Source organism: Alteromonas sp. G5_S2_22_S1 (assembly GCF_054968525.1).
In genome coordinates, this window is sequence record NZ_JBQKUJ010000022.1 from 1 (window position 1) to 26,675 (window position 26,675).

Annotated in this window: 24 protein-coding genes and 1 pseudogene; 10 read left to right on the forward strand and 15 right to left on the reverse strand. The window is 40.8% G+C overall.

The features are described from left to right. Positions 1 to 1,314: 1,314 nt before the first annotated feature. Positions 1,315 to 2,754 carry a sensor histidine kinase gene (locus tag ACTRWF_RS17750; protein ID WP_069945568.1) on the reverse strand — a complete coding sequence of 480 codons (1,440 nt, stop codon included), beginning with the start codon at positions 2,752 to 2,754 and terminating at the stop codon, positions 1,315 to 1,317. Then, positions 2,738 to 3,427 (reverse strand): response regulator transcription factor, encoded by a 690-nt coding sequence (locus tag ACTRWF_RS17755; protein WP_168534320.1) that lies wholly within the window; start codon positions 3,425 to 3,427, stop codon positions 2,738 to 2,740. The genes ACTRWF_RS17750 and ACTRWF_RS17755 overlap by 17 nt, the downstream gene beginning before the upstream one ends. A gap of 196 nt (positions 3,428 to 3,623) precedes the next feature. On the opposite strand from ACTRWF_RS17755, the gene ACTRWF_RS17760 reads away from it, so the two are divergent. The 6 genes from ACTRWF_RS17760 (at position 3,624) to ACTRWF_RS17785 (ending at position 9,613) form a co-directional block, all read left to right on the forward strand. Next, positions 3,624 to 3,917, forward strand: coding sequence for an LNS2 domain-containing protein (locus ACTRWF_RS17760; RefSeq protein ID WP_043961311.1), 294 nt, complete (start codon positions 3,624 to 3,626; stop codon positions 3,915 to 3,917). A gap of 404 nt (positions 3,918 to 4,321) precedes the next feature. Further along, a complete protein-coding gene (locus ACTRWF_RS17765) occupies positions 4,322 to 5,056 on the forward strand; it encodes a glycosyltransferase family 2 protein (RefSeq protein ID WP_061094012.1) in 735 nt (244 codons plus the stop codon). Beyond that, positions 5,057 to 5,773: a TVP38/TMEM64 family protein gene (locus ACTRWF_RS17770; RefSeq protein ID WP_012516895.1), complete on the forward strand. Its 717-nt coding sequence runs from the start codon at positions 5,057 to 5,059 to the stop codon at positions 5,771 to 5,773. Further along, a complete protein-coding gene (locus ACTRWF_RS17775) occupies positions 5,748 to 7,490 on the forward strand; it encodes an ArnT family glycosyltransferase (protein ID WP_168534324.1) in 1,743 nt (580 codons plus the stop codon). The genes ACTRWF_RS17770 and ACTRWF_RS17775 overlap by 26 nt, the downstream gene beginning before the upstream one ends. 120 nt (positions 7,491 to 7,610) lie before the next feature. Next, entirely contained in the window at positions 7,611 to 9,218 is a 1,608-nt protein-coding gene (locus ACTRWF_RS17780; RefSeq protein WP_462835962.1) for a phosphoethanolamine--lipid A transferase, read from the forward strand. After that, positions 9,206 to 9,613: a diacylglycerol kinase gene (locus tag ACTRWF_RS17785; protein WP_015066029.1), complete on the forward strand. Its 408-nt coding sequence runs from the start codon at positions 9,206 to 9,208 to the stop codon at positions 9,611 to 9,613. Before ACTRWF_RS17780 ends, ACTRWF_RS17785 begins: the two co-directional genes overlap by 13 nt. Positions 9,614 to 9,857: 244 nt before the next feature. Here ACTRWF_RS17785 and ACTRWF_RS17790 read toward each other — a convergent pair whose 3' ends face one another. From ACTRWF_RS17790 to ACTRWF_RS17815, 6 genes are all read right to left on the reverse strand, one after another. Beyond that, positions 9,858 to 10,073, reverse strand: coding sequence for a DUF3955 domain-containing protein (locus ACTRWF_RS17790; protein WP_012516888.1), 216 nt, complete (start codon positions 10,071 to 10,073; stop codon positions 9,858 to 9,860). Between the two features lie 283 nt (positions 10,074 to 10,356). Next, entirely contained in the window at positions 10,357 to 11,235 is an 879-nt protein-coding gene (locus ACTRWF_RS17795) for a cation diffusion facilitator family transporter (RefSeq protein WP_012516887.1), read from the reverse strand. 43 nt (positions 11,236 to 11,278) lie between these two features. Then, the gene (locus ACTRWF_RS17800) at positions 11,279 to 14,386 is read right to left on the reverse strand and encodes an efflux RND transporter permease subunit (RefSeq protein ID WP_012516886.1); all 3,108 of its coding nucleotides are present in this window, start codon (positions 14,384 to 14,386) and stop codon (positions 11,279 to 11,281) included. 15 nt (positions 14,387 to 14,401) lie between these two features. Further along, positions 14,402 to 15,583 (reverse strand): efflux RND transporter periplasmic adaptor subunit, encoded by a 1,182-nt coding sequence (locus ACTRWF_RS17805; RefSeq protein ID WP_020742699.1) that lies wholly within the window; start codon positions 15,581 to 15,583, stop codon positions 14,402 to 14,404. 2 nt (positions 15,584 to 15,585) lie between these two features. Then, the gene (locus ACTRWF_RS17810) at positions 15,586 to 16,866 is read right to left on the reverse strand and encodes a TolC family protein (RefSeq protein WP_015066027.1); all 1,281 of its coding nucleotides are present in this window, start codon (positions 16,864 to 16,866) and stop codon (positions 15,586 to 15,588) included. A gap of 44 nt (positions 16,867 to 16,910) precedes the next feature. Then, positions 16,911 to 17,267 (reverse strand): hypothetical protein, encoded by a 357-nt coding sequence (locus tag ACTRWF_RS17815; protein WP_223866653.1) that lies wholly within the window; start codon positions 17,265 to 17,267, stop codon positions 16,911 to 16,913. 1,198 nt (positions 17,268 to 18,465) lie between these two features. Here ACTRWF_RS17815 and ACTRWF_RS17820 point away from each other — a divergent pair. From ACTRWF_RS17820 to ACTRWF_RS17835, 4 genes and pseudogenes are all read left to right on the forward strand, one after another. Then, on the forward strand, positions 18,466 to 18,837 hold the full coding sequence (locus ACTRWF_RS17820; protein WP_232363010.1) for a hypothetical protein: 372 nt from the start codon (positions 18,466 to 18,468) through the stop codon (positions 18,835 to 18,837). 61 nt (positions 18,838 to 18,898) lie between these two features. Continuing rightward, on the forward strand, positions 18,899 to 19,714 hold the full coding sequence (locus ACTRWF_RS17825; protein WP_015066024.1) for a hypothetical protein: 816 nt from the start codon (positions 18,899 to 18,901) through the stop codon (positions 19,712 to 19,714). A 158-nt stretch (positions 19,715 to 19,872) separates the two neighbouring features. Then, positions 19,873 to 20,532, forward strand: a complete 660-nt coding sequence (locus tag ACTRWF_RS17830; protein WP_462835963.1) for a hypothetical protein — start codon at positions 19,873 to 19,875, stop codon at positions 20,530 to 20,532. 71 nt (positions 20,533 to 20,603) lie between these two features. After that, positions 20,604 to 21,553: pseudogene (locus tag ACTRWF_RS17835) on the forward strand (IS481 family transposase). 251 nt (positions 21,554 to 21,804) lie between these two features. On the opposite strand, the gene ACTRWF_RS17840 reads toward ACTRWF_RS17835, so the two are convergent. From ACTRWF_RS17840 to ACTRWF_RS17870, 7 genes are all read right to left on the reverse strand, one after another. After that, complete coding sequence (locus tag ACTRWF_RS17840; protein WP_012516877.1) at positions 21,805 to 21,987, reverse strand: hypothetical protein; 183 nt, start codon at positions 21,985 to 21,987, stop codon at positions 21,805 to 21,807. 75 nt (positions 21,988 to 22,062) lie between these two features. Next, on the reverse strand, positions 22,063 to 22,431 hold the full coding sequence (locus ACTRWF_RS17845) for a hypothetical protein (protein WP_012516876.1): 369 nt from the start codon (positions 22,429 to 22,431) through the stop codon (positions 22,063 to 22,065). A 49-nt stretch (positions 22,432 to 22,480) separates the two neighbouring features. Then, complete coding sequence (locus ACTRWF_RS17850; protein WP_015066023.1) at positions 22,481 to 22,933, reverse strand: hypothetical protein; 453 nt, start codon at positions 22,931 to 22,933, stop codon at positions 22,481 to 22,483. Between the two features lie 10 nt (positions 22,934 to 22,943). Continuing rightward, entirely contained in the window at positions 22,944 to 23,597 is a 654-nt protein-coding gene (locus tag ACTRWF_RS17855) for a methyltransferase family protein (protein WP_014997006.1), read from the reverse strand. Continuing rightward, positions 23,587 to 23,910: a DUF2933 domain-containing protein gene (locus tag ACTRWF_RS17860; RefSeq protein WP_014997005.1), complete on the reverse strand. Its 324-nt coding sequence runs from the start codon at positions 23,908 to 23,910 to the stop codon at positions 23,587 to 23,589. The genes ACTRWF_RS17855 and ACTRWF_RS17860 overlap by 11 nt, the downstream gene beginning before the upstream one ends. Positions 23,911 to 23,956: 46 nt before the next feature. Further along, on the reverse strand, positions 23,957 to 24,313 hold the full coding sequence (locus tag ACTRWF_RS17865; protein ID WP_015066022.1) for a cupredoxin domain-containing protein: 357 nt from the start codon (positions 24,311 to 24,313) through the stop codon (positions 23,957 to 23,959). A gap of 9 nt (positions 24,314 to 24,322) precedes the next feature. Then, a complete protein-coding gene (locus tag ACTRWF_RS17870) occupies positions 24,323 to 26,671 on the reverse strand; it encodes a heavy metal translocating P-type ATPase (protein ID WP_012516867.1) in 2,349 nt (782 codons plus the stop codon). Between the last annotated feature and the right edge of the window lie 4 nt (positions 26,672 to 26,675).

The following is a 26,675-nucleotide window of genomic DNA, read 5'->3' on the forward strand; positions in this document are numbered from 1 at the left end:
CGAACTGCTAGAATCTACTCTCATACCATGGCTCATGTTCGTAGAGCAATTCGATTCAGAATTACTATTGTAATGTTTGTTGTCAATAGCCATTTCAAAACTCATAGTATCTACAGCCATCGCTTGCCCGACGAGGGCAGATAGCACTGTAAACACTAATATTACTTTTGATATGGATTTAAACATTTCTTAAGCATTAAACATAACCAATATGGAGAATAATGGATTTTCGCGAATTGGTAAACAGTTGAGGCTGATTTGTAATTAGAATAGCCCGTTCATCGGCAGAATTTAGGAAATAGTCATGATGAGGGAGATTGCCTACAACCATGCAAATTTTTGGGCGCGTCTCTAACTCTATAATTCAGATACTGCGGTAGAACTTGAACGCTTTAAGTAGCCGCCACAATACTTTCCTTTTGTCCAGTTCCATTAACGTTATAACGGGGGCTAACCAGAAATACTAGAAAATTGAGGAGGCTTGAGGAGCTATATAAATAAACACACCCGATAAATATAAATTCACCGGTAACTTGAAAGAGAAATCAGATATTCTGTTTAAATCGTTGAGGCACAAACTCACTTCAGCGATTTCAACTTAAGCGCCACTCAAGCGCCACTCAAGCGCTGGTCGATAAGTGACTTTCGCCCCGCGGTTATAGATACTCTCTGTTTCACTTATTTTTCTGCATATGAATAAGGCGATTAATATCAGCTTTAGGATAAAAAAGTTCAATCACTTCTATCAATTGTGAGCACGGTAATAAGTTGTCTATCCGTGATAGGAAAACCTCTTTATAGGGCTATCAGCGCTTGCTTTAGCTGACTACTGGCAATAATTAACTGTTGGCTCACGAGCAGTAGAAAATGTAACTTAACATGCAGTCATGATCTCACGTTAGGAACTTATTCGGATCTTCCCTAGTATCAATTGAATAACATTTTTATGCTGTTTCTAATTATTTCATCGATCTCGGGACATTCATTGAGACAGGTAACGTTAATCTATATTAGGATAACCTATTGTCAGCAAGTGTTTTTCAACAGTTTCTTGATAGAACTCTGCAAAAAAATCGTAAAGTCATTTTATCGTTGTACGCCCAATGAGTTGAATGGAAGCATTGACTTGTTCCAGCAGCAATTATCCGTGACAAGGAACAGGTGGCCGAAAACTTTTTTGATCTCTACTACATACCAAATTCGAAAGCTAGGTTACGTTTCATTACCCTATTTTTATTCTCTTGCTAAGTCGCAGTCTCTCTTTTCAGGAGTGATATTAAGGCTAAGGTTACAGTAACTTAAGCCTGCCAAAGATTACGGACCAATAGTTTCATTTTTAAAAGTCAACAAAAACGATATGTCTTCTTCGGCAGTTTTGGTTACAGAAACTTCTGCACATACAGCGTCGCACAATGCATCTACTATAGAAAGACCTAGCCCAAAGTTATCTTCAGATGTTCTAGAAGCATCTTTTTGCCAAAGCGGTTCAAACATATGCTTTAGATCATCCTCATTAACCTCTGTCCCCACCTTATTTGTCACTCTGAGGTAAACATTACTAGAACTATTTACACCTAAGTTCACAAGTATTTCTGTATCAGTTTTTCCGTGTTCTATAGCGTTATCTATCAGATTACTTATTATCGATTCTACTGCAACGCGATTGCTCTTGACGCTTAACTGAAAATTGGAGCTAATCTCTACCTTAACATTTCTTGCTTCTTTTATCTGAATAAGTTGAGTTACTAATTTGTGGATATCTATCTCATCAGTTAGCTCTAGGGTCTTAAAACTATATTTTTGGATTAACATAAGGCCAGAAATAATATTTTTCATTCTTGTGCCTATTTGCAAAACACGTGGCTTAAAATCTTTTTCTAATCTTATTTCTCCTGGAAACTTAATTGCTACTTCAGTCATATTTATTAATTCAGAGACTGGTGTTTTTAGCTCGTGTGCGATATCCGAAGTCAACCTCTTCTCACGCAGGTAAAGCGAATAATTATCTTCAATAAAGTGATTCAAACTTTGGGTAATGGGTTCCAATTCCTCGACATTATTTTGAAAAGCTTCGTGTTTTTGCCTAGTGGTAAATCGTAGTCCTTTTATCTTGGCATTTAAGGCATCCAAGGGTGCCAGAGCATAAGCCACAGTGTTACGCACTGTAAATCGAACAACTAGCGGCACGATAATTAATGCAAATAGAAAAGCACCATCGATAAACCACAACGTGAAATTTAACAATTCTGTAGATGTTGCGTACGCGATAACCATTGACGGGCGAGTATCGTTACCCTTATCCATGACGCGATAAAATCCAGCTCTGTCTTCAGAATCAATCTGAGGTATATATCGAGTGTAAATTACCCGACCCGTACGGCCATCGGGCAGAGTAATATCCTGGAAAGAATATTCATCCAGGCCAATGCTGCTGTAAGGCAATTCATTGATGGTATAAAGCGCCAGAGTATCTGATTTTTCAAACGTTGAGTCTTTGTACCAAAGTTGAAAATACTCGGGGGAAGATGTCCCTTCAAACTCAGGCAAATACTCACCTGCAAATTCGAACTCCACACCCTCGACATCTTCATTTACCAAGCTCTGAAGCATACCTACTTTTGCCTTCATAGCCTGGTTGAATTCTTGTTCGATCCAGGAATCGACGCCAATATCTGCTGCAAGTAAAACGGCAATGACTAACAGTGAAATAATAATAGAAAGTCTTCGTGTTAATGTTTTACGTATTGATTTCATTAGCTTCTACAACTCTGTAACCAAAACCACGTTTACTTTTAATGGGTAGAGACGCGCCGCTTTCTCTTACTTTTTTCCTTGCTGAGGAAAGGTGAGCTTCAATAGCATTTTTTGAGATATGGTCATAGCTTCCAGAAATAAATTCACTCAGCATTTCTGAGGTAACTATCTTGTGTCTATTGAGAAAAATACATTCAACAATTTTGTACTCATTCGGGGTCAGGTTGATAATGCCATTATTGTATGAAAGCGTTTTAAACTGGATATTGAGTGTCAAACTGTTGATAGTAACTTGGTCATTGAGACAATTTACCGCACCTCTCCTCATCAAGCTAAGTAGTCTAGCAGTCAATTCGTCAAACGAGAACGGCTTAGAAAGGTAGTCGTCAGCACCTGCCAATAGCCCCGCTACCTTGTCTTCAGACTCAGATCGCGCAGATAAGATGATAACCTTTGTTTCTAAATGTCTTTTTCGTAACGTTTTAAGAATAGTCATACCGTCCAACTCAGGTAGCATCATATCAAGGATGATTATTTCGTAGCTACCAAGCAACGCCATACTCAATCCCTCAGAGCCAGTGCCAGCAGTATCGACTGAATAGCCCAATTTTTCCAAGCCTAAGCTCAAACTGTTTCTCAATGATAAAGAGTCTTCTATCAGAAGTATTCTCATAATTTGAATGTCAATTTTAAAGTTATTTGAGTATACCTTCTCAACCTTAGGATTTGCTGAAGAAGCTATTGAAAAGGTGCTTATAGTTAACCTACGTATACGTGGTTCTTTTAGCATAAATCGATTGATTTACTTCAATAGCTCTTAAGTTTATCTCGATATTTTGTTCATATTAATAACAGTCTTGTGACTAACGATGAAGGCTTATTTTATATCAGCGCTGCTACTTTGTGGGTGCTCAATAACCTCTACAGAAATTTCTCCCCCCAATGGTAAAAGTGACAAAGCTGTCATTTTTGACATCGATGGAACATTGATCCCCTGTAACGCCTGCATTTTTTCTGAAAGAGAAAATGCGTCTGAACGTGTTCAAGCATACGCTGATAAAGGCTTCAAAATTATCTATCTGACTGCGCGAAATGTATACTTCCAGTTCAACATTCCACTTTTTTATCCCGTTACCATCTCCCAGATAGAGATATTCAGGTAGCTAATTCGATGGCTTAGCGAAAAAGCTTTTAAAACGTTTAAACTAAATATTCTAAAGCCTTACAAGGAGTCTGGCTGGAAACTTTTCGCTGCTTATGCCGATTCAAGCACTGACTTTGTGGCTTATTTGGCCGCAAGCGTTCCTCAGGACAAAATATTTGCAATAACATGACAAGGTGATTGTAAGTGCAAGCCAAGGCCGTGGCGAAAGTACTACGATAGCTGGTCGAAACACACTCCTATAGCGTTCCCTCCTTAACCAGCCTCTTTCTTCCTTCCTGAGCGATTAGAACATTATTACCTCAATTAAATGACTCTTCATAAGCGTATCTTAAGTTTCGTTTGTTAGAGTTTTCCTGTCGAAAATAGAATTTGCTTGATCTTGGGGCTTTGACAGAGGGCTACGTGCGAATTTCAGTTGTAATACCAGCAAAAAACGAAGAAGAAAATTTAAAACCCTTAATTGAGGAAATTTATAGAGCGTTAACAGGTGTAGCAAACTTCGAAGTCATCTATGTTGATGATGGAAGTACGGATAAGACATTTGAGAATTTGCTTTACCTGAAAGCGAGTGGCTTTGACAAAGTTAACGTACTACGGCATAAGCACTCGGTGGGACAAAGTACAGCTATTTGGACAGGGGTGAGCCATGCTGATGGAGAACTTGTAGTAACACTTGATGCGGATGGGCAGAATGATCCCTCTGATATACCAAACCTCCTGACTATGGCCTCTCAATTTCCGTTAGGGAGTCACTTTTGCATTGCTGGTCACCGTAAAAACAGAAAGGATACAGCTTGGAAAAGATTTCAGTCAAAACTAGCAAATTCTGTAAGAAGTAAACTTCTTAATGATGATACACCTGACACCGGATGTGGGTTAAAGGTCTTTCCAAAACAAACATTCCTCGATTTACCCTATTTTGATCATATGCATCGTTTTCTGCCAGCACTGATCCGACGACAAGGTGGGATCATTAAAGTTGTTGAAGTGAATCACAGAGACAGGCAATTCGGAAAATCAAAATATAATATGTTAGGGCGGCTTGGGGTTGGACTAATTGATATGGCAGGAGTTTATTGGCTTCAGAAACGTAATAAACTTAATGATGTCATCTTAGAAAATGAAGAGAGTATCTAATTGAATTCCAGTCTCCTTCGTTTCTTCATTCTGGTACTTGCCATTCTGTTTTTTAGTCATTTGATTTCGCTCTCCCCCTCATTTGACGCATTTAATCAGGAGTGGATAGACAATCATACCCGTGATAATGGAGTGACAGGGATAGCCAAATTTTTAGCCGTCTCAGTATTTTTACTTACTATCGGACTTCCACGCCAGTTAGTCGCATTTATGGGGGGGTATGCCTTTGGATTTGCTGAAGGTGTCATCTATTCAACATTAGCAGCTACGCTCAGCTGTGCAACAGTTATGGCAGTGTCCCGGTATTTCGCTAGACCGATTATTATTCAACACTTTGAAATGCGAGTGCGCAAGTTAGACCACTTTCTACTTCGCTCTCCCTTTCTTAAGTCCGTTATCATTAGACTGTTGCCAATAGGGAATAATCTACTCACAAACATTTTTGCTGGCGTTTCAAAGATTCCACGACGCTCTTTTATTTTTGGGTCTACTATTGGCTACATCCCTCAAATGGCGGTTTTTGCATTAATGGGTAAGGGTGTATTAGTCAACTCTGAACTTAAAATAATCATAAGCGCCCTATTATTTGGGATTTCCAGCTTGCTAAGCGCATATCTTTTTAAGGTTTATCATCGTCAACATAATGACGATAAAACTCTTCGTTCTCTCACAAAAAGCAGCAAATGTAGCAATGAATCAGACGAGCCTAGCCATTAAACATAAGAACAAGCACCCAAATTATACTTTCTGGCTTTTTGTACTGGCTAGCGTGTTGATATTTATCGGGCTTGGGTTAAGAGATCCCTGGCCTGCTGACGAACCTCGTTTTGCACAAGTTGCAAAAGAAATGGTTGAAACAGGTCAGTGGTTCTTTCCAGCCAGAGCGGGAGAGTTTTATCCTGATAAACCACCTGTGTTTATGTGGTCTATCGCTTTTTTCTTTGCGCTATTCGGGTCAATTAAGATTGCCTTTCTGCTCCCATCTGCTTTATGCAGCCTACTCACACTTTTTTTGGTGTATGACATCTCAAAACGACTGTGGAGTACAAAAGAGGCGCTGATCGCAACGTCACTTCTTTTATTGAGTTTTCAATTTTTGCTTCAAGCCAAGTCTGCACAGATAGACGCAATGGTCTGCTGCTGGATAACAATCGGATGCTATGGTCTTTTGCGCTTTTTCTTAGTTGAAAGGCGATGGCGTTGGTATTACCTCGCCTTTTTCTTCATGGGAATTGGCGTCATCACAAAAGGGGTCGGATTTTTACCAGTCCTGATGCTGATACCATACTTGATACATCGACACTTTTGGCCTCAGCGGGTCATAGCTAAGAAGCAAACTAAAAAGTCCGTATTACCGTGGATAATGGGTGCAGTGGTGATGTTACTGGCTATATCACTATGGTTTATACCTATGTTGATATTGGTCGAAAATAGCCACAACACATCACTTGCTCTATATAGAGATAATATTCTTTTCAGGCAAACGGTCACTCGATATGCTGATTCCTGGCATCACATAAAGCCGTTCTGGTATTACCTCGTAGAGGTTATTCCATTATTCTGGTTGCCAATTAGCATCGCTCTCCCATGGCTCATCCCATGTTGGTATCGCGCAATCAAAAAAGGTGATGCCCGCATATACTTACCATTGGTTTGGATTGTACTTGTTCTGCTTTTCTTCAGTGTAAGTCCTGGTAAACGGGGGGTGTACATCTTACCCGCATTGCCGATGCTGGCACTGATCTCTGCGCCTTACTTTGATTCAGTTGTTAATAAGAAAGTATTTTCCTGGCTTTTGTGGGGCGTTGTATTTTTACTATCAGTAGGCTTATTGGGGTTTGGTTTTTCCGGCATAGTAAAAGCATCATTCGCCCTAAAGTTAGAAGAAAAGTTCGGGCTTTCTCCGTGGATGTTTTTTTTAGTAACGGGGGGACTGACGTGTCTGGTTACGGTGATCACTACTAGAGGGAAGCACTGGAAAGTCTGGCCCTATTTCTTGTGTACTCTTTGGGGCATGTACGCTACTTGGGGTTACACTTTACTTGAAGATGTAAAAACCCCTAAAAGCGTATTTGCAAATATTGAAAAAGAAATTGGTAAACATGATGCAACTATTGCACTTGTTGATTTTTCTGAACAGTTCATTCTCTTCTCGCCTTATCCCATCACTCATTTTGGGTATCATACCCCTGTTGATCAGCAATTGTCTGCCGCCTACCAGTGGCTGGATAAGACTGAAAAGGGAAGATACATCCTCGTCGATGAAAAACATGTACGCAATAGTTGTTTTAAAAAAGAAATGGCAACGTCTGTAGGGTATGCACATCGCGCCCACTGGGTACTATTATCGCACGAGGCATTAACCGAAAAGTGTCCGCTTACGAAAACTGCGACTGAGATCTTTAGTTATATCCCAGATAGGCCCGTTACGTGAGGTACATGTTTTCATACAATTAAAAAATAATGCGAGAATTTTCATTCTACAGTTTTTCTTAAGCGTTATTTAAGTTTAGACAGGTAACTTATGTGCTAAGAAGTACACGAGAACCTTATTGTGAAATTTCCAAGAACACTAAATTTCAATCCTACATCAGCTCAGTTCATTTTACTTTCTTCATTGTTTATCGCAGCAATATTTAACATACCATTTTTGTCCGCTGTTTATGAAGTTGTAGCCCCTGTAACATTGAATGAGTGGGTGTTTTTTCTCTCTGTACCGCTCTTGCTAACCTTTTTTAATATTATTTTTCTAAGTCTTTTTGGTGCCCTATTTTTGCCGCGCACCACCGTTGCAATTGCTTTCGTTGTAAGTTCTATTCTACTTTACGGCACCTTGGCCTATGGTGTCATTTTCGATAAGAGCATGATACAGAATGTAATGGAAACAAATTCTGGTGAAGCCTTTTCTTATCTAAATTCAACACTTTTTTTATTCTTCTCTATACTGGGATTAATCCCTGTATTTGCGATTTTTAATCTGGAAATAAATGGAAAGCTCAAGGCTCGAATCAAGCACCTTCTAGTGCTGAACTTATTAGCTTTATTGGGTATTGCAATTATAGCCACGTTCCTTTTTAAGAGCTATGCAGCTGTCGGCAGAAATAACAAAGATCTAACGAAGTATATTATTCCCTACGCCTTTTATGATTCAGGGTACAAGTACCTTCGGGACACTTACTTCTATCCGCCTTTCCCCTACAAAGTATTAGACAAGCGTCCCTACATAAAAGGGAATGCTGATATACATCCGTCTACTACAGTGTTTGTGGTTGGCGAAACGGCCAGAGCTGACAAGTTTTCAAGCAACGGCTATTCGAGGCGTACTACGCCTAATATCCAGAACGCAGGTGCAATCAGTTTTAGCAAGGTGACATCTTGCGGCACTGCTACCGCAGTCTCTGTGCCATGTATGTTCTCAAGACTTTCACGAGAAAATTATGATTCGCGTATCGCAGACAGTCAGGACAATGTTTTAGACATCATTCATCGTGCAGGTGTTGACGTGACTTGGATTGACAATAACAGTAGCTGTAAAGGAGTATGCAAGAGGGTAGAGACTATAGACTTCAACCCGTCAAGAGTTCCCAAGTTGTGCGATGGAGATTATTGTTATGATGAGGTACTTATTGACCTTTTAAGAGAAACTCTTTCAAGACCATCTAAAGAACATAGAGTTATAGTCTTACATATGATTGGCTCACACGGGCCTACCTATTACCGGAGATACCCAGAGAAATTTGCTAAGTTCGTGCCTGACTGTCCCAGAAGTGATATTCAAAATTGTGAAGAGGCAGAGCTGACAAATACGTACGATAATACTATTGCATACACAGACTACGTGCTAGGCCAGATTATTGAACAGCTTTCCACTATTCCTAATTCGTCGATGCTTTATCTATCGGATCATGGTGAGTCATTGGGAGAAAAAGGGCTTTATTTACACGGTTTCCCTTATAATTTAGCGCCTGTTGAGCAAACTCATGTACCAATGGTTTATTGGGCCTCCAAGTTTAGCCAACCTGAATACAGTGATTGCGTAAGGTCGTTGTCCAGTCATCCTTATTCGCATGACAACCTTTTTGACACATTACTTGGTCTTACTAATGTGCAAAGCAGCACCTACCAACCCACTCAGGATATTTTACGAAAATGCGAGTCATAGACGAAACCACATCAAAAATGCATTTCGACCCTAAAGCCAAACCAAAGGGCATGTTGCGTATTGTATTAGCAATGAAAAACTCAGTTCGAGCTATATCATGGCTTGTTAAAAACGAGTCAGCGTTCCGGCAAGAACTTATCTTACTTATCTTAGCGGCGGGAGTGCTTGCATTTTGGTCAATTCCTTATATGGAAAAGGCGATTTTACTTTCCTCCATACTCTTCGTTTTGTTCGCTGAAATTATAAATACTGCAATTGAAGTAACTATTGACCGTATTGGAAAAGAGATTCACCCACTGTCAGGCTTAGCTAAAGATTTAGGCTCAGCGGCTGTTTTAGTGACGATCGCAATTTCATCACTGTTGTGGTTAGCTACATTGTGTAGATATTTTTGATTTGAGACTGTTGACTCACCGATGAGGTACCGCACTGACATGGGTCCAACTGTGCAAATTCATCAATGTGTATAAAAGAATAGAAAGCCAATAATTAGCGAGCTTTAATATAAGAAGTTAAAGTCTGATATAACTAAAAGGCAATACCCAACAACCTTTGGGTTCAGTTTTCAATTACTAGCCAGGAGTTGCATAGCAAATCGCAAAGCAAAATTGTCAGTTAGAAAAAGTTCTTCGCGTGCTTTTACTTTCGCTGATTTTTTTTAAGTTTAATGAAAGTGAAAGCAAAAGTCAGCGATGCCATCAGCTCAAATAGCCAAAATATAGGAATGAAGCCAAACGATTCAACCAAAAAACCATTTTCATCTATACTCGAGCCTTTTATGTTATAAGCGATTAAACACAGAATACCACTAATAAAAAATAAGAAGCTCATCTTATAGTTACTTATAAATTTCATTAATGTCTCTATATTTTATTTTCAACATCTCGTAAGAGCACGAAAGAAACGTTGATGTCGAAGGTACGTGTTCAATCTTGCCTCTTACCACTTTAGTTACGCATTATTATCTATCACACTCTCCTTACAGTTTAACAAAAAATTTAATCATGAGGGGAACAAACTAAAAAGTTCCATGAAAATCTATAGTCATGATTGTAGACAATGTGTCACAAATAAAATTTTAGCTTAGTATTAAAACTTGAATTACTGTCGACTATCATTGTTAATGAGTAATGGAATTTCATCTCACCTCCTCATTAACTGCAGAATGCTCGTCAGTAAACTCTATTTCAACTGTGCTGTAACTGAAGTCAAACATGGCCAAGCTATCATAAATATCAAGCTTCAATAACTTGTATTCTTCAACTGTCTTTAAGGCACTGCCAACGCGTATAGTAATAACATTGTGTTCTCCGTCAAGTGACCAAATTTTTAAGTCATGGATATATTCAACTCTATCAACACTCCGGAGTTCATCTAACACTTGTTTGTATAAGTTTTTCTCTGGAACACCTTGCAAAAATAATTTTAAGGTTGCTAATAAGTTTCGAATTACATTAAACAATATAAAAAGCGTAAAGCCAATCGAAAGTAGGGGGTCTAAAATTGGCCAGTCGACAAATTGCATTACTATGGCAATAATTAATACAGCAACCCAGCCTAAAACGTCCTCCAATAAATGCCAGTTCAACACTCTCTCGTTTAGGGTATTTCCTCCCTGGAGTTTATACACAGCAAAGCCGTTTACAGCGACACCTAGAATCGCAAGTAATATCATGCCTTCTGTATTTGGAACGACCGGGTCTAATACTCGAGGAATGGCTTCTGATAATACCCAGATTGAGCCAAGGATAAGTACGGCTCCGTTAATAAATGCCCCTAACAGGCTGAGTCGCTTGTACCCATATGTGAAATTTTCATCGGCCTCTCTCTCTCCTAACCTATTGAGACACCAGGCGCTTCCAATAGAAACTGAATCGCCGAGATCATGAACAGCATCTGCCATTATAGCAGTGCTGTTCGTTAGCCAGCCGCCAATAAATTCAATAATTGTGAAGCTGAAATTTAATAGAAAAGCCCACCCAATTTTGTTTGAGCTATTTGAATGATTATGAGTCATAGAGGCTCCGGTGCGCCCGGAACATACCGGGCGTAAAATTTGATTAAGAGTTGCGTTTGTTATGTGCGAGCTGATAAAGCGCAGGTAATATAAACAGTGTCAGTAAAGTTGACGATATAATTCCCCCAATGACTACAGTGGCGAGCGGTCTTTGTACTTCAGCACCTGTTCCTGTATTAAGTGCCATGGGAACAAAGCCTAAGCTGGCCACTAACGCAGTCATCAAAACAGGTCGAAGCCGGATTATGGCCCCTCGAATTACTGAAGTATAAATATCACCATTTTCCTGCCAGAGTTGTCTGATGAATGCGACCATCACTAGTCCATTCAAAACCGCGACCCCGGACAAAGCGATAAAGCCTACTCCCGCAGAAATTGAAAGAGGCATATCTCTAATCCAGAGTGCCAGTACTCCTCCAGTCAAGGCTAGTGGTACACCAGTGAAAATTATCAATGCGTCTTTAACAGACCCAAACGCCATAATGAGTATGCCAACTATCAACGCAAGCGTAACCGGAACGACTAAAGTCAGCCGTTTGCTGGCGGATTCCAGTTGTTCAAAGGTACCACCAAACTCTAACCAATATCCTTCCTTCATTTTTAAATCGGATTTAAGTCTTTTTTGTAAATCAACGACAAATCCTCCTAGGTCGGTTCCTCGTACGTTAGTCGTTACGACAACTCTGCGCTTTCCATTCTCTCGGCTGATCTGTGCAGGCGCCGGCTTTAACTCGAGAGTGGCTACCTCTTCAAGCGGTACAAAACTATTGCCGACACGAACAGGTAAGCTCTCTAATTTGTCAATATTTGTACGCAACTCTTCAGATAATCTGATTACAATTTTAAACCGACGATCGCCTTCATAGATTATGCCTGATTCCTTACCCCCTATGCTGGTTGAAACGAGTGCTTGAATGTCTGCTACGTTAAGACCGTACCTTGCGAGAGCATCTCGTTTTGGTAATATGGACAACATAGGAAGGCCGGCAACTTGCTCAACTCGGGTGTCTGAGGCACCTTGTATCGACTCAGCGATCTCAGCAACCTTATTTGCAGAATCCAACAATTGCTCTAAGTCATCACCGAAAACCTTGACTGCAACATCAGCCCTTACGCCGGAAATCAATTCATTAAATCTCATTTGAATTGGTTGGGTAAATTCATAGTTATTACCGGGAAGCTTTGAGGCGACTGATTCAATTTCAGCCACTAGATCCGATTTAGATTTAGCTGGATCAGGCCATTCTGAGCGAGGTTTAAGTATTACAAAACTATCGGCTACATTAGGAGGCATTGGGTCTGTAGCGACTTCTGGTGTACCTATTTTCGCAAAGACTACCGCTACCTCTGGAATTTCTAACAGCGCACCTTCAAGTAATTCTTGCATTTGAATTGATTGGTTTAGACCGGTACCCGTTATGCGTAAAGCCTGTAAAGCGACATCACCTTCATCCAGTTGAGGAATAAATTCAGACCCAAGTGTTGTTGCCAACCATCCGCAGAAGACAACAAACGCTAGTGCAGCCCCAAGAGCAGCAGCTTTAAATTTAAGAATAGCCCTAAGTGCTGGTTCGTAAGCCAGTTTCACCCAACGTATTAAAAAACTCTCCTTTTCACTGATTTTTCCCCCCATGAAAATTGCGATCGCTGCAGGCACTACCGTCAGTGACAAAATCATTGCCGCAATAAGAGCGATAACAACAGTTATTGCCATGGGATGAAACATCTTTCCCTCTACGCCTGTTAAAGTAAAAATAGGCAGATAAACAGCGGTTATGATCCCGACTCCAAATAAGCTGGGCCTGATTACTTCAATCGTTGCTATTTTCACTTCTTCTAGACGTTCCTTGAGTTGAAGAAGTCTGCCGTGATGCTGTTGCGCTTCAGATAAGCGCCTAATACAGTTTTCAACAATGATGACAGCGCCATCGACAATCAGACCAAAATCTAAAGCCCCCAAACTCATCAGATTTGCCGAAACACCTCTCTGGACCATTCCAGTGATTGTCATCATCATAGCAATAGGTATGATCGCAGCCGTAATAAGAGCCGCTCGAATATTGCCTAATAGTAAAAATAATATGACAATTACGAGTAATGCTCCTTCCAGCAGGTTCTTCTGCACAGTGTTTATCGCTTTGTCGACCAGTGTAGTTCGATCATAGGCGGGTTCAGTAACTACCCAGCTTGGTAACGATCTTTGAATTTCAGTTAATTTACTGGCAGTTAAAGCTGCAACTTCCCTTGAGTTTTCTCCCAGCAACATCATGACCGTTCCCATCACTGTCTCTTTACCATTTCTTGTAGCGGCACCGGTCCTCAGCTGCTTACCCAAGCCTACAGTTCCAATATCTTTTATTAGAACAGGAACAGATCCTTTTTTTCCTACTACGACATTTTCGATATCCTTTATCCCTGTCAATTGACCTGGAGAGCGAACAAGAAGTTGCTCGCCATTTTTCTCAATATAGCCTGCTCCAGCATTATCATTGTTTAAATATAGTGCTTCAGAAATGTCTTTAAGCGAGACTCCCATCTCCAGCATTTTTACAGGGTCGGGATTGACGTGATATTGCTTGTCATAACCTCCAATAGTGTTTACTTCTACTACTCCCGGAACCTGGGCTAACTGTGGTCGAATGATCCAATCTTGTACCTCTCTTAAAGCCATAGGTGTGACCGGCGAGCCATCGGGTAACGTTGCTCCATCTTTCCCTTCCAGTGTATATACGAAAATTTCGCCAAGCCCTGTTGCGATTGGCCCCATTTCTGGCTCAAGGCCATCAGGTAAAACACTTTTAAGGTTAGCAAGTCTTTCGTCGATTAAATTTCGGGCAAAAAAGATATCCGTTCCTTCTTCGAAAATAACAGTAATCTGTGAAAGACCATACCTCGATATAGAACGTGTATAGGATAAGTTAGGCAAGCCATATAGTGCTGTTTCGACAGGAAATGTTATTCGTTGTTCAGCTTCTAATGGTGAGTACCCCGGAGCTTTGGTGTTAATCTGAACCTGTACATTTGTAATATCTGGTACAGCATCAATAGGTAATCGCTGGTAGCTCCAAACGCCGATCCCAATTAAGATTAGTGCAAGAACAAGAAACAAAAAGCGTCTTTCTACTGAAAGACGAATAATATTATCAATCATTTATCGTCTCCAGGATTAGTGAGCGTGAGAGGCACCGGATTTTTCAAGATCCGCTTTTATCAGAAAGCTATTTTTTGATACGTAAATTTGACCAGCGATTAAGCCACGCTTTACTTCAGTGAAGTTGTCATCTTTTATACCCAGCTCGACAGGGACAGCTTGAAACGTGTTACCATCGTTTAAAAATACAACTGAGTTACCATCCATTGATTGGATAGCTTCATTCTCAACGCGAAGCGAAACATCGACTTTCTGAGCATCAACTACACCTGTAACCATATCGCCGGGGGAGAATTCTCCTTCGGTATTAGTGATTTCAACAATTGCGATCTGATAAGGTTCAAGTGAACCTGACGGAATGAGAAATTTGACCTTTGCATCTTGCTGTCGGGAACCTTTTTTTATGTGGATATAAGAGCCCTGCTTTATTGTATCCCTCTTGGATGGAAATACTTTCAATTCTGCCCAAAGCGTTTCAGCGTCGACTATTTTATAAAGCGTTTCACTGGTAACCAACTGCCCAACATTAACATTTCGACTTACTACCGTACCCGAAATTGGCGCTTTCACGATGTAGGTTTGTAAGCTGTCATTTGATTGAATTTTTGCAATTACATCGCCAGCCTTCACGCTGTCACCAACATCCGAAGCGAGAGTTTCTACAACTCCCGAGAACCGCGCATTAACTTCAGCCTTGTTCTTGGGTGGAATTACAAGAGTACCCAACAATTCGATATGTCTTTCAATGGTCCCACTCTGAACTTCGGAGGTTGCTAATTGAAACTTTTCAGTTAATGCTCTTGAGATCTGTGTTCTTCCCTCGAAGTTTTCCCACTCCCAGGAATACTTTCGTCTTTTGTCAGTCAGATAAATAGTAGCCCTAAAAGAATGAGGTTCAGACAGAGCTTTTATTGACCGCAAAACCCCCTCTGAAGTTTGAAACTCAAATTTTTCTGAGCTTGAACCTAACTTCTGTAGCTCTATAGAAAAGGAATCAGGGATAAATGGCTTCCCATCTTCAAAAGTCGAGGCAATAATTACAGAGCCCTCGGGGCTTTCATCGATACTTACTTCTATTTCGATGTTACCTTTCTGGAATATATTTTGGTTGTCATTTGAATTGGTGACATCTTCACTTGCGGTCGCGATAGATGTCACAGTGCCGATAAGAAATAAAAATAAAATTTGCTTTAGCATAATTAATCCTGGAGATTGAAAGTGAATGATTTCAGAGATTGCCCTGTCCATTGTTCGATAAGTGCTTCATTGAGCAGGGTGGCTTCGCGATAGTTGATGAGACTCCGTTGAGATTGGAGAAGTGCATCACGTGAAGCAAACCATTCTTGATAAGTGTAAATTCCCTTTTGATAGCCCTCCTTGGTCAGCTCCAATGCTCTTTTCAAATCTGGCATTACTTCTTTTTCCAGGTGCAATGCTGCCTGTGAACTAAAATTTATGCTTTTCGTTGCTTTAAATAGAATCGCTTTTACATCGAGATACTTGGTGTCTCGCTCTAATAACTCCGCCTCCTTACTAGCAATTGCAGATTTGACTGCACCCGAATTCCTTTTCTCAGCAAATAGTGGAATTGAGGCACCAAAAACTAACGATGTATCTTGAGCTCCCTGATTCCTTCTAACACCAACAGACCAAGATAGGTCTGCGGTATTATCAGACTTAGCCAACTGAATTTCAGCGTCCTTCAGGTCAAGTGACTTAATTAGTAAATCCGCATTCGATGATGATAAGAATTGGTTAAAAAGTGTTTCGTAGGAATAATTTTTAGCGGGTGAATTTAAAGAACCAGTAAGCGTGATATCTTCATAATTGCCCTGCCAGAATAGTGTGAGAGATTGCAGGGCTATTTCTTTATTCACCTTTGCTGTCGCAAGTTCTAATTTCGCTTGATTTAAAGCCGATTTAGCTCTGAACAATTCAGCATCATTCGTTGCACCACTTTTTATTCTATTAGTGATCACAGTAAGAGCATCTTCAGCTAAGCTCACACTTCGCTCAGCTATTTGCAGACGCTCCTGTTGTGCCAGAACGCGAATATACTGCTGAGTGAGCCCACCAAGTAGTGAGAGAGACATTGAATACTGCTCTGAATCTAAAAGGGCAGCTCTGGCATCCACAACCAGTGTTCTTGCACTCTTCTTTCCACCAAGTTCATACACTGAAGATAGAGAGATGGTTGCTTCTGCTGCTTGAACTCCCGAAGTAGAACTTGTGCCCATCACATTTTCTAGATTAGCACCTACGGTGTAAGCTGGAGAAAGCAAAGCTTGTTGGCGATCTCCCTCAAGAGCTCTAGTAAGAGGTCTGAATTTCAACAAGCTTGGATGACGGTTGAGAGTAAGTTGAACTGCATCATCTAAAGTTACTTGTTCTGCCAATGCATTGGCTTGAGATAGCATCAATGCACTAGTCAATATCCCGGCGCGCGTAAGTTTGCGCACAGGAAACTGTGAAATTTTCATGATATATAATCCTAGTCAGTTGAAAAAACGAAAAACGACAGGGATTAAATTCTTGGAGGACGCTCTATTTGGTTAATGAAACGATTAGGTGTAGCTTCACTATAAACTGAGACTAAATTGGGAAACTTTTTTAGAAACGAGCTTTCAATATCAAAGTAAAAAGCTATGTGTGTAAAATGACCATGACAAGAACAACAATGGTCACAATCACTTCCCGCATCTAAATCGTAAGCATCGGACAGTTCGATTAATGTATTTTCAGTACATAATTCATTGCTAAACAAGTGGTCTTGTTCAATAGAAAACGCGTCAGTCACAATCAACAAAAATTGTGCGCACAACAAAAAAGCGGCTAAGACCACTTTTAGATTTTTGCTAATGCGGTAATTCGTTTTCAACACAAGATTCCTCTATTGGCAATCTATGTTCTCTTAAAATATGATTGTAGTCAATGCCTAAATGGTCAGCTTTCTGATTCACAAGAGGAACTCTGTATTAAAAAGCCATGTATTTCAATTAAGTTGCTAAATCTTGTCAGAAAAACAGAAATCTACTGCGAAGCCTGCTCATACATAATCCGGCAATGTAAAATAAGTACACCGAAGGAATAGGAGAATACAAAATGCATTTTCAATAAGCCTGTCACAATTATTGCGTCTCGCTCGTACCAAAACCTGTAATACCCCCTACAACAAGTGTAAAAGCAAGTCCAATACTGAAAGATAAAATCACCGTTGACCCAAGAGGTAGCTTTTCCAATTGCTATCTGATCTCCTTACAGTGAGCGCATCAATGAACAACAAAGTAAATATTATCTGGCTCATGCCATAACCGTGATGCTATGCTTATGAGCATGAAGTTGGTTCGCATCGCTTCTTTGAGTTCACCAAATCATCTAAGGCTCCATTTTCGAATAAACGGTACAATAGACTAGTAGAAAGGCATATCGGAAACTCGATATCGCTAGATACCTTACTGTAACTTTTTGGCTAAAAACGTTGTCGCTTCGCGTAAAAATACCGGTCATTTTTTGACCTTGGCAAGTTCATGTTTTAATCTGCTATCCCCGCGTCACAACGGGGATCACTGCTCTTATGTGTTTTATCTTTAGATTGCGCAGCATGATGTTTTCAGCAGTTAGGTAGACTAAGAAAAATACTAATATCTAAAGCAATCTGACGACCAATAATATCAGGTTTCTAGCAGAGTAATACCGCTTCGAGTATGAATTCTGAAGTATACTTTGTTTGTTAACAACCACTCATTCCTGGCATAGCAAGCTTCTTTAGGGGAGGTTTCCTAAAAATCTGAAGAGGCTCCACAGATGACTGAAATCTATGAAGGGGCACTATAATAATTGTGATAATTCTCTTTCTGATCTAGAACCGTAGCAGAGTTACTTTCATGTTAAATAGTTCATGTTAATGCACATTAACGTTACCTATTCGAGTAAAGATAAGAAGTTAGCTTTCCGCTTTTGATTACGATATGTCATGCAAGCGAATAGCGCTCACGTCAGCAGCAAATTTAAAATAATTAAAGGGTTGTAAATCTCTGTCAAGACAGTTGGGTGACGTCAACATGTTGGAGATATACAAGATGAAAACTAAGCTGCCTCATATTGGTATTTTTTGGGTCTACAAGTCGACTGTACTTGCTAAAGCAATGCCTTTGAATAGTGCAGAGCCTGATAGCCTTTCACTCTATGACAGTGACTTTAGCCATTTAGTAGAGTGGGAAGAGCATAGAATATACCTTCCGTGTTTTCCTGAGCTCATTGCTGTTGAATATCAAGAAATCAGCAGGGGTAGAGTAATCTACTCTGGAGACTCAACATTCTTTAACATTTATGCAGACAGAAACGTGATAAAAAGCAGGGAGCTTCAAACTTTGATATGTGATAAATTTAACCTTATACCGAGTCAATGCACTTGGAAGCAAGATAAGCATTACCGCATCTTTAGTTCATAAAAAGCATACCTAAAATTTAAAAAGTCGCTCACTCAAGAATACGCTAGCAAATCATAGGGACATGACGTTGAATATATTTGGAGTAATAAACAATAGTATTTCTGATTTTGTAGAAAACCAAGAAAATAAAGCGCTCAAGAGAGGTACAGGCTCTTATTCGATACCGTTTAGAGGCTCTATCTTTGGAGAAATCGAGACAGAAAAAGTATTAAGTAAGCTCAATACCGAATCAGTCGATGTGATTTGGTTAGGCTCAAATCCTAATGTTCCTGAATCTCTCGACGCTATTTTGACTCCTTCCTCCCCTTCTCACTACGAGGGGTTTGTGCAACAAGCCATGAACGACAACTTCAGCGAAGCGTACAGAAATAGCGATGGTGTGAATGCCCCGTTGTGGGATCCTATTAACAAGCCAAACAACAAGTGGCAATTCTACTCAGAAATATTCAATAAGCGGTTTGGCGAACACAAAACGCTCATGGCTAACATAGTGCTGTGGGGAAGTAAGGATTTTAAAAGCTTCACTTCTCAGTTGGCTAAATACGATAAAGCGCTTTTAGAGAGAGCTATTCAGTTTTCTTACGAGCTGAACAATCAGATAATAGAGTACTTCAAGCCAAAGGTTGTTCTTGTTCCCAAGAGCTCTAATAGCCCATCATCAAAGAATTGGCTACTACACTCTTCAAACTTAACAGACATACAGCATCACGAAGTGAGAGGTAAAGTAACGTTCAAGTTTTCAGTAGGTAGCCTGCAAAAAGGCGATTTTAAAACAACTGTAATATCAGCCCCCCACCCTTCATACACACCAAGAATTGGTCGTGAATTTAGAGAGTCTGCGCAAAACGCTATCTTCACAGTATTACAAAATTGCTGATACTTATTAATCTACTTCATAAACAAAAACTAATTTTGCATTTGTTAGCATCTTTAGTTGATGAGTTTATCGCACGAGAGTTACATGATAGAACTTAAGATTTTAGGATCCTTTATTACCGCTAGTGCAACTATTTTAGTAGCCTTAGCAACATATATATGGAAAATTCAGAGAGAAAAAAAGAAAGTAATCGAACAATAATTTATTTACTCCTTGAGTTACGCAATGTATTTATCAATTCAGTAATTAATACAGATCGCGCGATTGACGGTTACTTGAAGCTGTATTTAGAGAAATTGAATGACCAAGCATTCTCGCCTAAAGATAAATCAGCATTCGAAGCAGAGCTACGAATTGCCCTTGAGAAAGCATTTAATTCGTTAATCATTGATATGAAGGAAGAACTGCGAGTAGATTTCTCCTCTCAGTTTGACAGCGCTATTTTAGAGCTTTCAAAACATGACCCAATACTTGCTTACCGATTGCAGAAAAACATAAAAATTGAAAAAACTTTCGAGGTAATAGAGAATCATCTAACAAGGACCAAAGATTGGGTCGATAACACTAACGAAGAAAATTTGCCTTCTTTTGAGAGTATTTCGCGAAGGTTAGAATCTAAATTGGTTGAAAAACTAGCTGGAGATCTTGAACAAGATATTCTCACCGTTGCTAGTAGTGATTCATTTTTAACTAAATTAAAATGCAGAAGGATCATTAGCAATAAGAACATAAATAGCATTTACGATTTTAGCGAGATCGGTCCCTATTTGGATGAATCTTTAATTACGGTCTTCGAAAACAGTAGTCAGAATATTTAAGACAACAAGGACGTTTATGTGTGTGATTCATAGAGATCGTTTCAACATAATACGACTCTAAGAACAAAGAAATTAGACAGCGACTCAAGTGGATTGAGCTTTACGAAGAAACTAAAAATGCAGGTCTGGTTTGCCGCAGGTGTGGTATATCCAGACCCACTCTTCGTAAATGGTTAAAACGATACAAAGAAAATGGTCTAGACGGTCTTCAGGACGTTTCTAAACGCCCTCATACCTCGCCAAATACTAAAATAAACCATCAGATAGAGGAATGGATTCTAAGCCTGAGAAAAGACAGGAAGCTTGGTGCGCGGAGAATCCAAAATGAACTTCTTCGCGAGCATAGTGTTCAATCATCGCTTGCTTCCATACATAAGGTGCTGACCAGACATGACGTTAAACCAATAGTATTTCAACGGAAGAAAAAAGACTTCATCCGTTACCAAAGACCCATTCCAGGTGATCGAGTGCAGATGGATACATGCAAAATCGCTCCTGGAATTTACCAATATACTGCTATTGATGACTGCTCTAGATATCGCGTACTGGATGTGTTTAACCGGAGGTCGGCAGCAAACACCCTTATTTTTATCGATAAGGTAATCGAGGAAATGCCATTTCCAATACAGCGAATACAAACCGACCGTGGTACAGAATTCTTCGCAGAGAAAGTTCAGCGAAAGCTGATGGATTATGGCATCAAATTTCGTCCTAACAAGCCTGGTTCTCCTCACCTGAATGGTAAGGTTGAAAGCAAAGAACCGACAAAGAAGAGTTTTATTCAACAGTAAACTTGAATCTAGACGAACTAAAAAACGAAACATTGCCCGAATGGCAGCATTACTACAACTGGCAACGGGCACATGGTTAGTTAAAGGGAAAAACGCCAATGGATATTGTCTGTGAAAGACTTGAACAAGCCCCACTTTGAGAAGAGGTTCACGAGGATTATATAACTGAGGACGAGCGCATTCAGCTATCAAATTATCAACGCGACCTGCAATTGAGAAAAGTGAAATGATGTCTATGAATCACACAACTCATGCCATATAAATCGACTTTCTAACACTCCAAACAATGGATAGTAACTCGCGATCACAACAGTGAGCGTTGGATAAAAACTTCGGTCTTTATCGAATTTATTTAACTTCGCCAATCCTATTATTAAAACAGCTACCAAAGCCCCTATTGAAGTACTCACTAACACTTTATTTACCCATGTGCCGGTAATAGAAAAATTGCCCCTTCCAGCGGCTAAAACTTGCCACGCTTCTATTCGTCTTTGCTTGAAGAAAACGCTTTTAATGCTTTTTCCAGTGAATATTTTGCGTTAGGCATAACGGAACCTGTGAATTCTTGTACCGCTTGATGGATTTCATGCTCAGCTGGGTTTCTTTCAATTATTCCCAAGTTAAGTAACTTAATTCTGTCCGCTTCGTTTTTACTATGTACCACTGTGTTGTCCTGTTTTTGTTTGTTATGGCTGTACGATCAGGCGTAACGTAAGTCTGATCGTTGCTATTGAACCAATTACTTTTTATGGGTTTGCCCAGGAGGAACACGGTGGCAACTCCAGGGTTTGTGTTTTGCATTTTCACGAATGTTTTCGTCAACGAATTGGTAATAGCCTTCTTTCATTTTTGTCCAAAAGTCGTCCGAAATGTCTGCCCCGTTGTCACGAATGATTGTCTCAATGCCATCTAAATTGCAGTGGGTTGCATCGTAGCCTATATGCAGGGTACTTTTGGCGTCCTCAAATGAAACTGCATCGATTCCAAAGGTCCCATCAATGCCAGCAATAATTGCTTCTATGTTATCTTCGGTAATACCAACCAACTTTAAATGCCGTACGACTAAATTCGCCTCTGATACACCGACTCTGTGATCTAGATCGCTCATCTTTTCCTCCTATAAATCGATTGTTAACTTGTTTATGTTCGTCATTTCTTTAATTATTTAAAACACTATTGGCACCGAGCTGCTGCTTCATTAACGATTGTAAAATTGACATTCTTTGTTCAAGATAAAACAAAAGTTCGTCTACCGAATTTCCCATGACTACAAAGTCGCCCCCTGCTAAACCGCTGTCGATAAGAACGAGACTTCGTTGAAGGCCATTTGTGTACGTTTCTTCCAGATGTGCTTTGTGTTGCAGGTCTGTTTCACTTTGGAGTCTCTTCTCAATATTCGTTAAATAAATTTCCATCATTTTCATATGCTCAACGATGAGAGTTTGCCTATCAGAGACGTCGTTGATCCGTTGTATGCGTTGCATTAGTGCATCCATGACAAGCTCATTACTTCGAAGCATATCATCCGCACTCATCGACGTTTGAGCAGCAGCAAATGTCGCGGGTAACACCCCTCCAACAAACAGTAATGACAGTAGTACTTTGTTCATTTTGTAATCCTTAATTAGTGCTTGAAACGTTTGAAATACCCATACGGGGAAACCAACCTGGCGTCGTTTGTTTATAGTGTCTGTAGCTATCACCAAACTCGGATTCAGCTTGCTGCTCTTCTCGCGTGGCGAGTCGAGCATAAACGACAATAAGAATTGGAAACATAAGTAAGGTTGGCAGTGTTGGCCATTGCAACAAAAAGCCAAACATGATCAGTATAAATGCAACATATTGAGGATGCCGGCAGCGAGCGTACCATCCAGTAGTGGCTAAACTATGCGATTTTTGCGCGTGGTGTAGGACACTCCAAGAAGCGGATAGTAAAAAGAAACCTAAAATGATGATGACATTACTTAAGATGTGTAAAATATCCCAGTGAGCATCGCCGGATAGCCCTAGCAAAGTATGCCACAAGTGACCATTTTCATGCGCTAAAAAGTCTACCCCTGGATAACTTTCCGCTAACCACCCTGACAAAAAATATATTGTCAGGGGGAAACCATACATTTCGGTAAATAAGGCCACGATAAAAGCGGAAAATACACCTAGGCTTCGCCAATCTGTTTTCGACTTCGGCTTGATAAAACTAAACGCAAAAAAGATAAAAATGGCTGAGTTTATAATGACTAGTGCCCAGAGCCCATAATCAGAATCACCGTGCATTATTATTCTCCGTTTTATGTTTTCCTTTACGGGCCTGCTCTAACCCTTCGATATAGCCTTTTCGATATTGCTCATTGTCCTCGGTTTGTTCTTTAAATGTTTTTTCGGTGTGCTCATGTGTTTCATGTCCTTTGCCATGACTGCCGTGCATAAAAATGTGCATGACAAGGCACAACAACAAGATCAAGTAAGGTAAATACGGAAACACATGCTCACCATGCTCAACCAGCAAGAAGTAGCTCGCGGCGGTAATAAGGCCTATGGCAGACCAACCACTGGGGGTGCGCCAAAAGGGGACTTTTTGTTTACTCATAATACACCTCGCTTTGGTATCTTTTACGTTAATAAAAAGCGTTTAATCACTTGATCACCAACGTGCCACGATACATTTGCATCTGACAATGAAATGGGTAAACGCCGGCACTGGAAGCAGGAATAGTGACCGTCACTCGCTTGTTAAGCGCTAATGTTTCATTGATATCCAACTCCGGGATCAATAACGTTTCTGCACAGGGCGTTGCATCTTCTCTGACGAACATAAGCTTAACGGACTGATGCGCCGGCACCGTGATATTGGCAGGCTGATACACGCCGTCTTTTACAAGGACTTTGATACTGCCGTCTTTTATCTGGGTTGATTGTGCTTTGTAAAGCCAAAACCACCAAACAATAAGCCCAATCAGGATAAGCCCTGCTAAATTAATCCATATCATCATTGTGTACTCCTAGTGCTCTTTCGCTTTAAATAGACGTAATCGGTTAGCATTGGTCACCACCGTTAGTGATGAGAATGCCATCGCTGCACCAGCAATGACTGGGTTAAGCAGTATCCCTAAGAATGGATAAAAGAGGCCTGCCGCAAATGGTATTCCGGCGACATTATAAATAAATGCGCCAAAGAGGTTTTGCTTGATGTTACGCAGTGTTGCTTTGCTCACGGCAATTGCATCCGCTAACCCATGTAGGGAGCCGCGCATCAACGTTATATCCGCACTTTCGATCGCTACATCAGTCCCAGTCCCAATCGCAAAGCCGACGTTGGCATGAGCAAGGGCCGGTGCGTCATTTATGCCATCACCGGTCATACCCACAATTTCGCCTTCACGTTGAAGCTCAAGTATTTTGTTTGCCTTATCTTCCGGCATCACTTCGGCAACGTAATCTGCAATCCCCGCTTTTCGGGCGACGGCTTTTGCGGTCAGTCGATTATCCCCGGTTAACATCACAACTCGTATCCCGTTATGCTGTAGCCGCTTTATCGCATCTATTGAGTCAGATTTTATTGGGTCAGCGACGGCAATTACGGCAACTAATGTAGAATCAATAGCAAAATACATAGGGGTCTTTGCATCCGCTGCTAACCTCTGCGCTTTGTCGATGTAATGATGAAGCTCGATCCCTTGGTCTATCATCAATTTTTCATTTCCAAATAGCAGGCGTTGAGAATTTAGCATGGCTTCAACCCCCTTCCCCGCAATGGACTGAAAATCAGTAACGGAATGGATCGGCACACCTTGCTCCTTTGCAGATTCAACGATCGCCATGGCAAGTGGATGCTCAGAACCAGACTCAAGGCTAGCCGCCAAAGAAAGCACATCGTTGTGACTATGATCTGAAGCTATAACGACATCTGTTACTTTAGGGGCCCCCTCAGTAATAGTGCCTGTTTTATCTAGAACCATAGTGGTTATTTTTGATGCAGATTGCAGCGCTTCGCCGTTTCGGATAAGAACCCCCGCTTCAGCCGCCTTTCCCACACCGACCATCACCGACATCGGTGTGGCCAAACCCAAGGCGCAAGGGCAGGCAATAATCAGTACTGTGGTCGCAGAAACGATTGCAAAAGCTACTTCAGGAGATGGACCATAATTCAACCAGGCCAGCGCACTGATCACGGCAATGATCATGACGACCGGTACAAAATAGGCGGAAATCATATCAGCTAATCGACCAATAGGCGGTTTAGAATTTTGTGCGCGTTTTACCATGTTAATAATTTGAGCAAGCGCGGTATCTTTTCCCACGCGCTCTGCTCGAAAGACGATAGAGCCTGATTTGTTTATCGTGCCGGCAACGACCTCATCGTCTTTTCGTTTTTCTATGGGCATGGGTTCACCCGTTAGCATTGATTCATCAATACTTGTCTGGCCCTCGACAACTAAGCCATCAACAGAGATGCGCTCCCCAGGGCGAACCCGGATAAGATCATTTAGCAGAACATCTTCAATCGGAATATCTATATCATGCCCATCACGAATGACGCGAGCTGTTTTGGCTTGTAAACCAATCAGTCGTTTAATTGCCTCGGACGTTTTACCGCGTGCTTTTATCTCAAGCGCTAAGCCTAAATTAATGAGACCAATTATCATGGCTGTTGCTTCAAAATAGACATGCCGCGCCATTTCAGGCACATATCCGGGGAAAAACACAACGACCATAGAGTACAACCAGGCTGTTCCTGTCCCCAATGCAATCAAAGTATCCATGTTCGCGGCGTGATTTTTAAAGGAGTTCCAAGCACCTACATAAAAATGCCGACCAGAAAACACCATAACACCCAATGTCATGATCCCTACAATCAACCACACGATCCGCTCAGTGGTCGTGTTGACGCTCATTTCCCCCGTCACCAAGCCATAAAGCATCAGTGGCACACCAAGAGATAATGCAATGACCATGTCTCGCATTAGTTTTTTATAATATGCCCAGTCCGCCTGTTCCTTTTCTTCAATGGCAGCCTCATCTGAATCCGTATTCGCTAATGTTGCGTTATACCCAGCTTGCTCTACCGCCTTAATCAATGCGTGGGAGGATGAACTGCCCATCACCAACACCGAGCGTTCAGCAAAATTCATCTCAGCATTGGTGACACCCGAGACCTGTTTTAAGGCCGCTTCAATTTTAGACACACAACTGGCGCAACTTGCACCTTGGATATTGAGTTGTAGCTCACCCGAAGACGCAGAGACTTGCTCAGTATTTGTTTCACTCTCGACCGCCTTACTAGCGGTTGATACTTTTTTGTCACCGCCACAACACGAATGAATTTTCGCATCGTCCGTTTTTGAATTCATGAGC

Excerpts from the sequence above, each read along its gene's own strand:
- ACTRWF_RS17750 (WP_069945568.1), bottom strand. The coding sequence starts at position 2,754 with ATGAAATCAATACGTAAAACATTAACACGAAGACTTTCTATTATTATT.
- ACTRWF_RS17755 (WP_168534320.1), bottom strand. The coding sequence starts at position 3,427 with ATGAGAATACTTCTGATAGAAGACTCTTTATCATTGAGAAACAGTTTG.
- ACTRWF_RS17760 (WP_043961311.1), top strand. The coding sequence starts at position 3,624 with ATGAAGGCTTATTTTATATCAGCGCTGCTACTTTGTGGGTGCTCAATA.
- ACTRWF_RS17775 (WP_168534324.1), top strand. The coding sequence starts at position 5,748 with ATGAATCAGACGAGCCTAGCCATTAAACATAAGAACAAGCACCCAAAT.
- ACTRWF_RS17785 (WP_015066029.1), top strand. The coding sequence starts at position 9,206 with ATGCGAGTCATAGACGAAACCACATCAAAAATGCATTTCGACCCTAAA.
- ACTRWF_RS17790 (WP_012516888.1), bottom strand. The coding sequence starts at position 10,073 with ATGAAATTTATAAGTAACTATAAGATGAGCTTCTTATTTTTTATTAGT.
- ACTRWF_RS17795 (WP_012516887.1), bottom strand. The coding sequence starts at position 11,235 with ATGACTCATAATCATTCAAATAGCTCAAACAAAATTGGGTGGGCTTTT.
- ACTRWF_RS17800 (WP_012516886.1), bottom strand. The coding sequence starts at position 14,386 with ATGATTGATAATATTATTCGTCTTTCAGTAGAAAGACGCTTTTTGTTT.
- ACTRWF_RS17805 (WP_020742699.1), bottom strand. The coding sequence starts at position 15,583 with ATGCTAAAGCAAATTTTATTTTTATTTCTTATCGGCACTGTGACATCT.
- ACTRWF_RS17810 (WP_015066027.1), bottom strand. The coding sequence starts at position 16,866 with ATGAAAATTTCACAGTTTCCTGTGCGCAAACTTACGCGCGCCGGGATA.
- ACTRWF_RS17820 (WP_232363010.1), top strand. The coding sequence starts at position 18,466 with ATGAAAACTAAGCTGCCTCATATTGGTATTTTTTGGGTCTACAAGTCG.
- ACTRWF_RS17825 (WP_015066024.1), top strand. The coding sequence starts at position 18,899 with ATGACGTTGAATATATTTGGAGTAATAAACAATAGTATTTCTGATTTT.
- ACTRWF_RS17830 (WP_462835963.1), top strand. The coding sequence starts at position 19,873 with ATGGAAAATTCAGAGAGAAAAAAAGAAAGTAATCGAACAATAATTTAT.
- ACTRWF_RS17845 (WP_012516876.1), bottom strand. The coding sequence starts at position 22,431 with ATGAGCGATCTAGATCACAGAGTCGGTGTATCAGAGGCGAATTTAGTC.
- ACTRWF_RS17850 (WP_015066023.1), bottom strand. The coding sequence starts at position 22,933 with ATGAACAAAGTACTACTGTCATTACTGTTTGTTGGAGGGGTGTTACCC.
- ACTRWF_RS17855 (WP_014997006.1), bottom strand. The coding sequence starts at position 23,597 with ATGCACGGTGATTCTGATTATGGGCTCTGGGCACTAGTCATTATAAAC.
- ACTRWF_RS17860 (WP_014997005.1), bottom strand. The coding sequence starts at position 23,910 with ATGAGTAAACAAAAAGTCCCCTTTTGGCGCACCCCCAGTGGTTGGTCT.
- ACTRWF_RS17865 (WP_015066022.1), bottom strand. The coding sequence starts at position 24,313 with ATGATGATATGGATTAATTTAGCAGGGCTTATCCTGATTGGGCTTATT.
- ACTRWF_RS17870 (WP_012516867.1), bottom strand. The coding sequence starts at position 26,671 with ATGAATTCAAAAACGGACGATGCGAAAATTCATTCGTGTTGTGGCGGT.